Source organism: uncultured Clostridium sp. (assembly GCF_934754925.1).
Lineage (GTDB): Bacteria > Bacillota > Clostridia > Clostridiales > Clostridiaceae > Clostridium.
The window spans coordinates 88,209-102,400 of the sequence record NZ_CAKVJA010000003.1; the positions used below are offsets into that span (position 1 = coordinate 88,209).

Genomic DNA, 14,192 nt, shown 5'->3' on the forward strand with positions numbered 1-14,192 from the left:
TAAATAAAATTTACATAATTATAATATATAAGTACTATATTATCATTTATTTATATTTTTTTAAAATATTACATTATAATTTCCTTAAAAAAATATACATGCAAAAGTAAAATATCTTTTGCATGTACTTCCTTAGCTATTGATATAAAGCTAATACTCCATTTAAATCGGCGATTTTACCTTCTCCAACAGCCTTAAATTGCCATTCTGATCCACTTCTATGAAGTTCTGCAAATATTACAGATGTTGCAGTAGATCCATTTTCCTTTAAATTAAATCTACATAATTCTTTTCCATTTTGATCTAGGTCTACTAATCTAACATATGAATTATTTATCATTCCAAAAGTTTGTCTCTTAGCCATTGCTTCATGAATTGTAACAACGAAAACTATTTTTGCTATGTTTGAATCAATCTTATCTAAATCTATATTTATTGTTTCATCATCACCTTCACCAGCACCTGTTCTATTATCACCAGCTAAAGAAATTCCTTGACCTACTTTATTATTAAAGAATATTACATTTGAAACAGTATTAAATTTATTATTAGCATCTAATAAAAATGCTGCTATGTCTAAATCAAAATCTGAACCATTATTTGAAATATCCCATCCTGCACCAAGCATTACTCTTTTTAATCCTGGATTTCTCTTTGTTAAATCTAATATATCATTTTTGTTTAAATTTAAAACTCCACCAGTTGGTGCATTATTGCTTGTATTTCCTGTTAAATTTCCAAATCCTGAACCTAAATTAATTCCCATATTAATTGCCTCCTCTATTTATACATATCTGCTAAAGATTTAACTGTAGCTTGTAATAATTCTCCCTTAGCCTTAAATTGCCAACTACCATTAACTCTTTGTAATTCTGCAAAAAGTAATGCTGTATTATTTCCTCCATCTTCTGATAGGTTATATCTACATATTTCTTTATTGCCATTATCTTCATTTAATATTCTAATATAAGCATTTTTTACCTTAGAGAAGTTTTGTTTTCTTGATACTGCATCATAAATATTAAGTGCAAATATAACTTTATCACACTTTGGTGATAATTTATCTAAATCAACTGATATCTTTTCATCATCACCATCTCCAGCACCAGTTCTATTATCTCCATGTAAGTATATTCCTTCACCTTTTAAGTTTCCGAAATATATTACTCCTCTATTTATTAATTTGTCATTACTATCTAATAATAGTGCTATTAAATCTAAATCATAATCAGCACCTAAATTAAAAAACCCTTTCTTAGCAACATCCCAACCAGCCCCTAACATAACATGCCTTAATCCTGGTTCTGCTTTTCTTAAATCTAAAATATCATTTTTTTGTAAATTTAAAACTCCTGCCATATTCTTTCTCCTCCAAATCTCATATTCCTTACATATACAATCCTAAAATTCCATTTAAATCAGCAATTTTTCCTTCTCCAATTGCTTTGAATTGCCATTCTCCACTTACTTTATATAATTCTGCGAAAATTACTGAAGTAACTGTTGAACCATTTTCTTTTAAATTAAATCTACAAATTTCTTTTTCATTACGTTCTTCATCTAAAATTCTAACATAAGAATTTTCTACCATTCCAAATGTTTGTCTTTTAGCTTGAGCCTCATGTATAGTAACAACAAAAACTATTTTTTGAACATGTGATGAAATTGCTTCTAGATCTAATCTTATTCTTTCATCATCACCCTCTCCAGCTCCAGTTCTATTATCACCTTCTAAGTAAATTCCTTGACCCTTCATATTGTTAAAGAATATTACATCATCTGGTATGTTTTGAACCTTACCATTATCATTTAATAAAAATGCTGCTATATCTAAATCAAAATCTTGTCCTATACTAGCTACATCCCATCCGGCTCCTAATATTACTTTCTTTAAGCCTGGATTCTTCTTTGTTAAGTTTAAAACATCATTCTTTTTTAAATTTAATGCATTTACTCCATTATCAGTTGTATTAGAACGCATATTATTCATCATTGATCCTAAATTAATTCCCATTTTTATACCCCCTAAATTCAAAGTATTATTTTTAATTATCTTATGCGATAAATTATACCACTTAACAAAATACTTTTCAACTCTTTTCAAGGTATATTTTATTTGTTTTTCTATTTATTTTAATTATGTCCATTTTTCTATTTTTATTCACTATTTTTTAATTATTTTATGATTGAGCTATATTCTTTTTCATTGTATGCTTAATTTGTTCAAGTTTAGCTGAGTTCTCTACTCTTTGTGCCCTATTAGCTTCTTGAATAGCCTTAGTATCTTCTATTCCCTTCATTATTGTTTCAAAGGATTTCTCTAATGTAGAAATAGCTACTGAACTTCCTGATGCCATTCTTGCAATTTCTACTGACTGTCTAGCAGTATTTTGAGCGTTTCTCATAATAAGTTCATTAGTCTTATCATCTAACTGCTTAATTGATTTAGCTTGAATTTCTTGTCTTTTTAATATAACAGCTTGTGCTAGGCATTGCTTAAATATTGGCAATGTAACTATGAATGATGAATTTATTTTTCTCATTAAATTAAAATTAGACATTTGTATAGTTTGAATCATAGGTGCTGCTTGAATTGCAACATTTTCTGCAATTTGAAGGTCATATACACGTTGTGATAACATCTCTTTGCTTATTTCAAGTTTTTGAGTTAACATATGCTTTTCTTCTTGGTTCATTGCAGTATTCATTGATATTTGCTGTATATATGCATCTATTTCTTCTAATGCTAATTCTCCAGCAACAATATACTTCTCCAATAATTGATAATAATGAAGATTAGCATCATATAATTTCTTTAAATTAGCATTTGATTCCCTAATATCATTTTCATATTTCTTTAATAATACATATACCTTTTCTACTTCATATCCCATAGTATCGTATTTTTGAAATAATTTAGCTACACTATTACCTACACCTTTCATAAGCTTAGATAACATAGATGGTTTTTCTACTCCTTCAAGTTCCTTAACGTCAAACTTATCCATTATTTTAGTTAAGTTTACTAGCATTTCACTAGCTTCTTCTGATTTTACAGCCTTCATTGATTTTAATAATTCATCAGAAACCTTAGATATATTTTCACTTGCCTTTTGTCCAAACATAACTATTGAATTAGGATTTTGAATTTCTACTTCACTAGTAAGATCTTGAACCTCTTTCATTCCTCTTAATCTTTGCTTATATTCTGATATAGTTGCCATATCAAAGTTATCATTTGGAATTTGTGTATTATCATTAGGATACATTCCCATTTCTCCTTGATAACCTATTTGAGGATTTGGATACATTCCTTGCTGTCCTTGGTAACCCATTTGTTGATTTGGATACATTCCTTGTTGGCCTTGATATCCCATTTGTTGGTTTGGGTAACCTCCTTGTTGACCTTGATATCCCATTTGTTGGTTTTCATATATATCCTCATTTAATGTTTGTCCAAACATATTATTATCATTATTATTCATATAAATCTCTCCTTTTCTATTTTTTCTACCTTCTTAAAAATCTTGAAAAAACTCCTTGTTTTAAATTCATTAAATTATTATATTTTGAATCATACTTCATTACATCTAATCTAAAATTATTTAAAGCAGTAGCTTTTATTACATTATTAATATTAAATAAACCTGATGGGTTAAATATAACTATATCAATCCCTATAGTATGAAGGTATCCCAAAAGTATTTGCATAGATTCAGGCATTGTATTTTCATCTTCAAGATAAATTACTATTTTAGGTATAGCTGCTGTAAAATCAAAATTATCTATTAATCTAACAATACTTTCATTTAACCCTAAAACTAATACTAATAATCTTAATATTTCTTCTTTAGTAAAAGTTCTATTAAATAATTCTGTATTGCTTATTGTTTCATTAAACTTTTTTAATAAAAAATTTTGAGTATCTTCGCTATATTTTGAAAATCTATATATAGGCAACTTTTTAAGTTCATCTATATCAAAAGAACCATCACTTAGTTGACAAAACATAAGTTGGTACATATCATCTGTAAATTGCACATCTTCTGAGAAATATCTCCCATTAAAAACTAAAGTATTTGGTGATGATGTACAATATTTCACTAGCTTTTGATACTCAAATTCATCACTATATATTCCATCTATCTTTTTAAAGAAACACGGAACCTGAACGGTATTACCTTCAACCTTAAATCCACTTCTCAATTTACAGGGCTCATTCCAATAAATATAAATATCTTCTAATATTGTGTCTAGTAAAATACTCTTTGTATATCCTTTTCTAAACTGCCACGGTTTAAACATTCCAGTATTAGAAAAAAGCTGTTCTTCTATATCTCTTTGAATTTGCTTAGTAACAGTTTCAAAATTATCAATTACCTTCCCCTTGCTAGCTCTTTCTTTAAAAGATTCAACACTTAAAATCCCCATACTTTTTATACATTGACTTAGACCTGCATCATCAATTTCATTCCATAACTCTTCTTTTAATGGATTAATATAAATAACATCAAAGCCCATTTTATAAAGCATAATTAGAAAATATATTTCATGTCTTTCAATATTGCCGTAATAAACACACTTTGGATTAATGCTAGCATCATATTTTATATCTTTAGCATAGGTATAAGTCCAAACAATTAATTTAGTTATAAAATTATTTCTTACATTATCATTAAAGAAATTTTCCTTGCTACAAGCAATCGGTATAACATATTCTAATGCACTTAAAAACTTAAAATTTACTTCAAAATCATCAAATATCGTTATATCTTGTGTAGTCATTTTATAAACATCCATTGAGGCAAGTTCATTAAAAATATACTGAATCAATTCCATTTCACCGCTTAAAGGAATAGAATTATCAAATATAATACATTTATCTTCCTCTTCTATAAACTTACTTTCAATAGTCTTAATAAAATCATTATATTTAGAACTATCATCTACACCTATAAATCTATAAAAATATGGCTTAAACTTATTATATGTATCTTCTCTTTCATAAATAGTTCTAAACATATAACTTGTTATGTTTCTTAAATTTATAGCCATTTTACAAATTAACCTCTTACTTTCTTAAAATAAACCTTCCATCTAAATTTTAACCTATTTCATACTTTCCTTTCAACTTTTTCCTTCTTTTACTCCATTGGTTCTACTTTTTACATAATAATTTTATTTATATAATCTAAAATTTCTTCTGTAGCATGTATTTTGCTTTTTTCAGTTATTATAGCCTTTTCATGTTTGAAAGAACTATGCTTAGGTAAAATCGTTATTCCTCTACTAGTAAACTCTCTATCAACCTCTGTATCACCAGATGTAATTAATTTCTTTATATTAAACCTTTCAATAATATAATCCACAGCATATACCTTGTTTATTCTATTATGAATAATAAATATCTTAGCTTCTATTCTTAAGACATTAATATTTTTACCAAACTTATTATTTATTATATTGTAAAGTTTCTCTGCTTCATATGAGTCTATGCATTTTACAGTAATATAAGAATCTTCAATATTCCTTATTTCTATAACTCCTATACGCTCTTTATATTCTTTTTTTAATTTTTCAAGATAATTAATATTTTCATTCAATTCATCTTGATTACATAAAGATTTCATTTGCTTGTCCCAAGCTTCATCAAGTTTTCCATCAATGTAAATTTGAGCTCCATTTGTACATATTATAATTTGGGGATTGTAATCTCTTATAAAATCAACTCTTAATGTCTGATTAATATTCCTCATAGTACATGGTATAAAAATAAACTCTTCTCTTTTTAACAACTCCTGTAGCTTATCATAAGCATAATCAGTCATATAGGTTATCTCTTTATCACCAAGCTTTTCTACACACTTATAACCTCTGTGTTTAGAATGTATAATTGTTCTATCTAAATCCGTAATAAAAAATATTTTCTCCATTTATCTTTCATTAATTATTGAAATACAATTATATTCGCTATCTTTATATTCAATAACTTTTACTCCTTTTTCCTCTGCTAACTTAAGTATATGCTCTATATTTTTATCACTCTTATTTTTAACTAATACAACTCTCGGATCTCTTCTTAATAAAACTCTAGCTGATTCTCCCACACTTAACTTAATATTATTTATGTTATTAACATCATATAATTCTCTTATCTTACTAACAATCTTCATTGAATACTCTTTATCTATATTTTCCAAAACTAAATCTTCATATTTAATGCTTATTTTTTTAAATTCATTATCTATCTTATCAATAAAATATTGTGAGTAATCTTCATCCTTTAAATAATATAAAGTCTTAGCTCCATGAAACTCATCCTTACCAATATATTTTTCATTATGAATAGTTCTACTTATCAATCCACTTACCGTTGAGTTTAAACAACAAGTCGCTATTCCAAAGTCCTCCCTTGTTCCACACACTTTACATAACTTTGCTGGATCTGAAATAACAGCTAATGAACTATCTATATTAGTTTTATTTTTATTATTAAAATCATCTATAGATTTATTTAATTCTTTTGTTATAGATCCTTTTCCAGTCCATCCATCAACAAATTGTATATTTGCTTCCCTATGTTCACTTAAAATATATTTCAATGCATTAGAATCTATACCCTTATCTCTTATAATAGATATACTATAGTGTGGTATATCTACTTTATATTTTAACTTCAGATATTTTCTAATTAATATTCCATAGGGAGTTCCTGCTCTAGCTAACGAAACAATTACCAACTTATTACCTTTTTGCCTATATATTATCTCGGATATCTTTGCAACATAATATGCAATTAATTTCTTATCTCTATTTAAGATATTAAGAAATATATTTTTAATATCTTTACTTGGTATACTTTCTTTTGAAATCATTTCAGAATAGCTTACTCCGCTTCTTATTAATTCCTCTTTTTCTTGAATTGTGATTTCCTGTATTTTATCAGTTAAATCCTTAAGCAAAAATATGCAATCATCTTTATAACTATGTTTAACTAAATTTATATTCTCCATAATCTCTAAACCCTTACCGCAATCATATTGTTTGTTAATTTAATATTTAAATCATCTTCTGTTATTAAAATCACCTTATCATATTTTTTTTCAATTTCACTTTTATTATAAAAATAATACTTTATCCCTTTATGATAAAATACATGTTTTTCTTTTATAGGATATCCATCAACATCATCACAATAAATTGGACTTCTTGTAGTACTTTTAAAATATACATCTCCCTTTATATAGGATGCTATTCTACAAGGAATATATATATTTTCTCCATGTCCTAATACTAATATTTTTTTATTACTTCCAATGAAATCTTCAAGCCTATTAGCTATATCTTTACACTTACTCTCTAATGCTTGTATTTCATTAAAATCTACTCCAAATCTTCCTGTATGTAATAAATAACTTTCAACTTCTTTTTCATAGTTTGTCTTTAGATCTATCCTATCTAAAGCATTATAATTTAAAACATCAGTAGTATCATTTATTACATTATCATTATTATCCATATAAGTAGTTGTATCCTTTATTTTTATATCTCCTGATATTAATGATAAAACCTCTACATTAATATTTTCTTTATTTACTAAATCATCATATACCTTCCTATGCTCTTCATTTCTCCAATCTAAAATACTTACTATAATGAATTTTTTTGCATTAGTAACCTCTTTTAATTCCTTTATTATGTTTATCATAGATTTTCCAGTTGTTATCTCATCATCTACTAAAATTATTTTTTCTGAATTAATAAGTTTGTCCTTATCTAATGGAAAACATTTATGGGTTGTTGCATGAGAATGCTCTTCCTCAAATTTCAAAATAGATTTTATCTCTTTTATATCCTCTCTAGTAGTAGTGAGGTAATAAGAATTTTGAATATATGATGCTACAGCCATTCCTAATCCTGTTGCTGTTTCAGCAAACCCTAATACACATATTTTTTCATTATTTTTATAGCTTTCTCCTTTTTCTTCTTTATTAAAAATTAATCCAGCTAACTTGCAACCTATTTCTTTACATACACTAGGTTTAGCTTCAATATGCTTTCCTAACACCTTACTTATAAACAAAAAATTTCTTTTTTCATTATTAATTCTTTTTCCCATTACTATTAAATCATTTAAATTTAAATTATATTTATTCTTTCTTATATTAATGTCTACACTCATAGTCTATCCCCTTTTATATCACTTTTATAACACTTCTATAGATTTACTACTAAAATTACTTTCCTTATATAACTCCTCATATGATATTCCTTCATTTAAAACTCCAAAAATTTCAGCTCTATTCATAACCTTCTTAGCCCAATTAAAATGTGGTTTTACCTCATTCATCTTATTGCCACCATAACCTTTAAATACGCCTCCATCTTCCAAAGAACTAATTATACTTTTAGCATCTATATATTCCTCATAAGTAACTGTATATAATGAATTCACATATTTTATTTGACTTGGATGAATTATTGTTTTACCACAAAATCCATTTTCCTTATCACTTTTTATTTCATTTATCAAACCAGAAACCTCCTTAGATTTTATATCTTCAGAAAAATATTCCCAAACTGGTGCTGAAATAACGTAATCTTCTCCATCTCTTGAAAACATATTTATAATATCAATTAGACAATCCGATACTACCCTTACATTATAAATACTAGAATCAATACTTCTCCTTAATCCAAATTTAGAAGAAAAATCAGTACCTCCAACTCTAATATTTAAAATAATATCTGAATAATCGTCTACTATTTGTTTTATATTAATTAATTCTTGAATCCTAGTTTCTTTATAAACAATAGCCTCACTCTCTAAAATGGGCATAGCATATAAAACTTCATTATACTTTTCAGAAATCCTCTTTGTATATTCAAGATAAGCTATTGAATTTTTTGAGGTAAATTTCGGAAAAATAAATCCAGTAATATATCTAAAATGATCAGCTCTTAACTTTGAAGTGAATCTAAGAAATTGATTATAGTTTCTTACCCTAAAAAAAATAAGTGGAATATTATTTGTAACCTCTATATTGCTAATATACTTTACTAAATTATCAAGCATGTTAACTACATTATTCTCTGCATCCTCAACCTCACCATCTCTAGTTGCATCCTCAAAACAAATAGAAATTGCACCTAACTCATTAAACTCTCCATTAATTATCTTTTCATAAAAATTCTTTTCTCCATTCATATATAAATTAGCACCTACTGCATATTTTAATATATCTTTATTCGAATTCTTATTAAACTCTACTGGCTCTTTATAGAATAGATCTTTTTTATATTCATTTAAATATCTCAATTATTTATACTCCTTTATAATACCTGTTAATTACTTTTATGCAATATTTAAGTACTCTATAATTATAGCAAAATAATTAATATATTGTATAAATATAATATTAATATTTTATTATTTTCTTTTTAAAAAAAGAGATGCTTAACTTACATCTCCTTTTTTTATTTTCATTAAATTACTTTATTGAATAATCTTTTTATTAGACTATATTTTCTACTATTTATATTTAAATCTTTATCATTTGCAATAGATTTTACAATATAATTACCAATTACCATTGCAATATTGTAGTCGTATAATGGTGTCATAACATCTACCTCCTTTTTTATTTAATTTTATTTGTGTAGTACCACCTTTAAAGTAATTACTCATTTTATTTTCTCCTTTATTAAAATTTTTTATATAAAAATGACCATGGTTTTTCCATGGTCATTAAAATATTATTAAAAACAATATAAAATACCATGAATACGATAACTCATGATATATACTATGATAAATTATTAAGATTCACTAAAAAATGTACAACTATTCCATAGGTAGAGCTATCATATAAAATTTATTATTAACTTTATTTAATTCTATTTTTTTTATATTATTAAACATAAACTCTACCTCCTTTTTATTTCATTATATATATTATGCTATTAATTTATATTTGATACTTTTTTTCATTTTAAATTATAATTTTTATTATTTATCCATATTTAACTTGCTTCTTATATGTTAATATAATAATTAAGTACTTCATAAATGAAGAATTTAATTATTATTAATATAAAGGAGGCAACTATATGTATTTAATAATTTCTATTTTAGCTTTATTAATTGCATTTTTTATTTCAATTATAAAACCTGAATATAGAAGGATATTAATAATAGTAAATATATTTATATGCATTGTATATACTCTATGGAGATTTACAGTTATCCCTGTTCATCATGGTATTATGAGTTTTATATTAGGTATTTCTCTATATTGTGCTGAGATATTAGGATTAATATCATTTATAAATTTTCAATACTTATTTAGTAAAAATCACAAACTTGAAAATAAATCCTTGAATAATTATACTATGGAAAATATTCCATCTGTAGATGTATTAATTTGTACATATAACGAACCATTAGATTTACTTCAAAAGACTATCATAGCTAGCAAAAAACTAGAGTATCCTCAAAATAAGCTTAAAATTTATATCTGTGATGATGGTCATAGAGATGAACTAAAACACTTATGCAAAAACTATAACGTTAATTATATTACTAGAGATAATAATGAGGGAGCAAAAGCAGGAAATATAAATAATGCATTAAGTATAATAACTGGTGATTTATTTGCTGTTTTAGATGCAGATATGATTCCCAAAAAGAACTTTTTAACTAAAACTGTAGGCTATTTTACAAATGAAAATATGGCTTTTGTACAAACTCCTCAAGTTTATTATAATCAAGATATGTATCAATATAACCTAAATAAAAAAATACCTAATGAACAAGACTTCTTTATGAGAGATATAGAGGTTGCTAGGGCTGCAAGTAATGCGGTTTTACATGTTGGGACAAATGCTGTTTTTAGAAAAAAATATGTACTTGAAATAGGAGGATATCCTACTTGCTCAATAACTGAAGATATGGCAGTTGGTATGTTATTACAAGCTAAAGGTTATGACTCAGAATTCATAAATGAAGAGTTAGTTTTAGGTTTAAGTGCTACTACCTTTACTGAACTTGTTAAACAAAGAGATAGATGGTGTAGAGGAAATCTACAAGTAATGAAAAAATTTAATGTATTATTTAATAAAGGTCTAACATTTGGTCAAAAAATAGCATACCTTGATGGTGTAATATATTGGCTTTCTAGTATTCAAAAAATTATATATATACTTTCACCATTAATATTTTTATTGAGTTGTAAATTAATTATAGATTCTTCTCTTAAAGATTTATTAATTGTATTTATCCCTTTTTTATTAGGCCAAGTATTAGTATTCAATATACTCTCTCCTAGAACAAGAAGTTTAAGATGGTCCCATTATTATGAAGTAGCTATGGCTCCTCATATAACCATTTCTATATTTCGAGAACTACTTTGTTTGAAATCAGAATTTAGTGTTACATCTAAGGATTTAACTAACAACAAAAAGCAATTTCATTTTAAAATGGCTTTACCTCATATTTTAATAGCAATTACTAGTATATTTGCTTGGTTCTTTGGAACAGTATCCTTATTAACTAATAAGATTAATTTAGGTGCTTATTTAATTAATATTATCTGGAGTATTTATAACTTTTTAGGTTCAATAATTTGTATTAAAGTTGCATATCAAAATCCAATATATAGGCAAAGTGAAAGAATTTCAATTAAAGAAAATATACATATTTTTATTAATACATCAAAGGGAAAATTGGAAGGATCATTAATAGATATTTCTGAAAAAGGAGTAGCTATAAAATTAAATAGTCCCTTAGATGTTAAGTTAAATACAAAACTCGATATACATATTGATAACTACATTATTCCTTGTAAAGTTGCTAGAAATACAGACAAGCTTTTAGGACTAAAATTTGACTCGCTAACTAATAATCAACTTTACTTTATAATGAATATATACATAGATAATATGCAAGCTTATTACGACCCTAAAAAGTCACCAAAATATATAAAAGAGAACTGTACTAAAAAAGGTATTTTCACATTTAGTAAATCTAAAATACAGTCTACTTAAAAATAACTATCTCAAAATTAGACTTTTATAATTTTGAGATAGTTATAATTTTTATATTTTCACTAGAATTTCATTTATATCTTCACTAACTTTGATTCTTTCTGAATATACCCAATCTACATCAAACTTTAAATTAAATATCTTAGAAAAAGAATAATACATATTAATTTTTTGATAATAAATTTCTAAATCATCAAGATTTCCTGTAAAACATGTTGGCTTTGTTACTTCTTTCAACTTAGCAACAAAAACTTCATCTACATACTCTAAAAACTTATCCATAAGTTCTTCATTGGCAACATCGAAAGGAACTTTTAATAAATCCCATTGATCCTCTTCTTTAAGCTTATATCTCTTTATTTTTTCTAATATTAATAGATACTCACTTATATCCATCTTTGTATAGTAATCTATCTTTGATTCTCTAGTCTTCCATAGCACTAATTTTTCATTTAGCGGTAGACTTTTTATAGTTAAAATTGCTTCTGATGGACCTATTACAGCTTGCTTTATAATCTCATCTTTTACTTCTAACTTTCTACTAATAAAATTATGAGTATCAGAAACTCCAGCTACATAACCTGTATCATATATTCCCTTTCTACCAGCTCTTCCAGCAATCTGCTTAACCTCTTGAGATGTTAATTCTCTTACCTCTTCACCATCAAACTTTCTTATAGACATAAATATTATTCTTCTTATAGGTAAATTAACACCCATTCCAATAGCATCTGTTGTTACTAAAACTTTATTTTCCTTATTTATAAATTGTTCATATTGCATTTTTCTAACTTCTGGTGGTAAATCACCATAAATAATACTAGTTTTTATATTTTTGTTTGAATAATCTTGTGCTATTTCTAATACTCTCTTTTTCGAAAATACTACAATAGCATCTCCTTCTTGAACGTCATTATAACTAAAGTTTTTAGTTTCAACTATTAAAGGTATATTTCTATGATATTCCTTAATTTCATAATCATCTTCACAATCATCTAATATTTTAATTAATAATTCCTTAGCATTCATTGCACCACAAATATGAATTTCATTGCATCTAAGTCCTAAAAGAGCTCTACTCCATGCTATTCCTCTTTGTGTATCACTAATCATTTGAATTTCATCAATTACAGCAATATCATAACTTTGCTTTAAATTAACCTTTTCTATAGTACATGAAATATGAGTTGAATTTTCTTTTATTATTTCTTCCTCTCCTGTCATCAAATCACAAACTATACCTTCATTATTTAACTTATCATAGTTTTCTAATGCTAAAATTCTAAGTGGAGATAAATATACGCCTTTTTTAGCTGTTTTAAGCCTTTCTACTGCATTATAAGTTTTTCCTGTGTTTGTATCTCCAAGATGAATGTATATTTTTCTTTTCATTCTTCTTGTTACCATATATTCATCTTTTGGATTATCTGGAAATGCCTCTTCAAAAGCTTCTCCAATAAGCTTTGGTATATGCTGTTTAGTAAGCACTGTCATAACACCTGAATTTAAAAATGTATTATAATTTCCTCTAACTACTTCATAAAAATCAAAATCAGTATTATTTTTCTTATTATAATCTTCAAGCATTCTCTTAGAAACTTCCTCTAAAAGCTCCTCATATCTCTCACATACATTCTCATATTCTTTAAAGCCTTCCTTTTCCATCTCCTTAAGTAATTTAAGTTTCTTTCTAATAGAAGTTTCTTGCTCTATTAATGCACCTACCTTAGAATGATGTACTATTTCTTCTATTTGATTTATTTGACTTTTTAGCTTTTTAAATTCTCTTAGCGCTGCATTCTTTTTCATATACTTCCTCCGCTATTCTATTAATTATTTTATCCATATTACTTTCTTCTTCATATCTTCCTCTTATTATTGTTAAGAGGTTCTAGAAAATCTATTTCTTCTATGAACTTATTATTAGAAATTTTCTTTTTTTATATTATAATCCCCTCTTTTTATATTTCTTACTATAAAACTATTATAAATTACTTTACATTATTACCCAAGTATAATTGTTATATTAATTTAAGCTATTACTTTCACTAAATTGAAACACAATTGACAAATTTCTATATTATACTTTAATCATAAAGTGTTAAACAAAATTTCTCCTAATAAAAAATTCCTAGAGAACTACCTTC

Annotated in this window: 12 protein-coding genes; 1 reads left to right on the forward strand and 11 read right to left on the reverse strand. The window is 25.8% G+C overall.

What is annotated here, in order from left to right:
* Nucleotides 1-136: 136 nt before the first annotated feature.
* The 10 genes from Q0G30_RS02875 to Q0G30_RS02920 form a co-directional block, all read right to left on the reverse strand.
* Nucleotides 137-766: a TerD family protein gene (locus tag Q0G30_RS02875; protein ID WP_294386239.1), complete on the reverse strand. Its 630-nt coding sequence runs from the start codon at nt 764-766 to the stop codon at nt 137-139.
* Between the two features lie 14 nt (nt 767-780).
* On the reverse strand, nt 781-1,359 hold the full coding sequence (locus tag Q0G30_RS02880; protein WP_294386242.1) for a TerD family protein: 579 nt from the start codon (nt 1,357-1,359) through the stop codon (nt 781-783).
* 28 nt (nt 1,360-1,387) lie between these two features.
* Nucleotides 1,388-2,014 (reverse strand): TerD family protein, encoded by a 627-nt coding sequence (locus tag Q0G30_RS02885; RefSeq protein ID WP_294386244.1) that lies wholly within the window; start codon nt 2,012-2,014, stop codon nt 1,388-1,390.
* A gap of 166 nt (nt 2,015-2,180) precedes the next feature.
* The gene (locus tag Q0G30_RS02890; protein WP_294386247.1) at nt 2,181-3,485 is read right to left on the reverse strand and encodes a toxic anion resistance protein; all 1,305 of its coding nucleotides are present in this window, start codon (nt 3,483-3,485) and stop codon (nt 2,181-2,183) included.
* A gap of 25 nt (nt 3,486-3,510) precedes the next feature.
* Nucleotides 3,511-5,055 (reverse strand): YceG family protein, encoded by a 1,545-nt coding sequence (locus tag Q0G30_RS02895; RefSeq protein ID WP_195467768.1) that lies wholly within the window; start codon nt 5,053-5,055, stop codon nt 3,511-3,513.
* A 110-nt stretch (nt 5,056-5,165) separates the two neighbouring features.
* Complete coding sequence (locus Q0G30_RS02900) at nt 5,166-5,933, reverse strand: HAD family hydrolase (RefSeq protein WP_294386251.1); 768 nt, start codon at nt 5,931-5,933, stop codon at nt 5,166-5,168.
* On the reverse strand, nt 5,934-7,013 hold the full coding sequence (locus Q0G30_RS02905; protein WP_294386254.1) for a cysteine protease StiP domain-containing protein: 1,080 nt from the start codon (nt 7,011-7,013) through the stop codon (nt 5,934-5,936).
* A 5-nt stretch (nt 7,014-7,018) separates the two neighbouring features.
* A complete protein-coding gene (locus Q0G30_RS02910; RefSeq protein WP_294386256.1) occupies nt 7,019-8,182 on the reverse strand; it encodes a phosphoribosyltransferase domain-containing protein in 1,164 nt (387 codons plus the stop codon).
* Nucleotides 8,183-8,206: 24 nt separating this feature from the next.
* Complete coding sequence (locus Q0G30_RS02915) at nt 8,207-9,319, reverse strand: HpcH/HpaI aldolase/citrate lyase family protein (RefSeq protein ID WP_294386258.1); 1,113 nt, start codon at nt 9,317-9,319, stop codon at nt 8,207-8,209.
* A gap of 167 nt (nt 9,320-9,486) precedes the next feature.
* Complete coding sequence (locus Q0G30_RS02920; protein WP_294386261.1) at nt 9,487-9,624, reverse strand: hypothetical protein; 138 nt, start codon at nt 9,622-9,624, stop codon at nt 9,487-9,489.
* Nucleotides 9,625-10,110: 486 nt separating this feature from the next.
* Between Q0G30_RS02920 and Q0G30_RS02925 the strand changes: the two genes are divergently transcribed.
* Nucleotides 10,111-12,045 carry a glycosyltransferase gene (locus Q0G30_RS02925; protein ID WP_294386264.1) on the forward strand — a complete coding sequence of 645 codons (1,935 nt, stop codon included), beginning with the start codon at nt 10,111-10,113 and terminating at the stop codon, nt 12,043-12,045.
* 51 nt (nt 12,046-12,096) lie between these two features.
* On the opposite strand, the gene Q0G30_RS02930 is transcribed toward Q0G30_RS02925, so the two are convergent.
* Nucleotides 12,097-13,854, reverse strand: coding sequence for a helicase-related protein (locus Q0G30_RS02930; RefSeq protein WP_294386267.1), 1,758 nt, complete (start codon nt 13,852-13,854; stop codon nt 12,097-12,099).
* Between the last annotated feature and the right edge of the window lie 338 nt (nt 13,855-14,192).

Excerpts from the sequence above, each read along its gene's own strand:
- Q0G30_RS02875 (WP_294386239.1), bottom strand. The coding sequence starts at position 766 with ATGGGAATTAATTTAGGTTCAGGATTTGGAAATTTAACAGGAAATACA.
- Q0G30_RS02880 (WP_294386242.1), bottom strand. The coding sequence starts at position 1,359 with ATGGCAGGAGTTTTAAATTTACAAAAAAATGATATTTTAGATTTAAGA.
- Q0G30_RS02885 (WP_294386244.1), bottom strand. The coding sequence starts at position 2,014 with ATGGGAATTAATTTAGGATCAATGATGAATAATATGCGTTCTAATACA.
- Q0G30_RS02890 (WP_294386247.1), bottom strand. The coding sequence starts at position 3,485 with ATGAATAATAATGATAATAATATGTTTGGACAAACATTAAATGAGGAT.
- Q0G30_RS02895 (WP_195467768.1), bottom strand. The coding sequence starts at position 5,055 with ATGGCTATAAATTTAAGAAACATAACAAGTTATATGTTTAGAACTATT.
- Q0G30_RS02900 (WP_294386251.1), bottom strand. The coding sequence starts at position 5,933 with ATGGAGAAAATATTTTTTATTACGGATTTAGATAGAACAATTATACAT.
- Q0G30_RS02905 (WP_294386254.1), bottom strand. The coding sequence starts at position 7,013 with ATGGAGAATATAAATTTAGTTAAACATAGTTATAAAGATGATTGCATA.
- Q0G30_RS02910 (WP_294386256.1), bottom strand. The coding sequence starts at position 8,182 with ATGAGTGTAGACATTAATATAAGAAAGAATAAATATAATTTAAATTTA.
- Q0G30_RS02920 (WP_294386261.1), bottom strand. The coding sequence starts at position 9,624 with ATGACACCATTATACGACTACAATATTGCAATGGTAATTGGTAATTAT.
- Q0G30_RS02925 (WP_294386264.1), top strand. The coding sequence starts at position 10,111 with ATGTATTTAATAATTTCTATTTTAGCTTTATTAATTGCATTTTTTATT.
- Q0G30_RS02930 (WP_294386267.1), bottom strand. The coding sequence starts at position 13,854 with ATGAAAAAGAATGCAGCGCTAAGAGAATTTAAAAAGCTAAAAAGTCAA.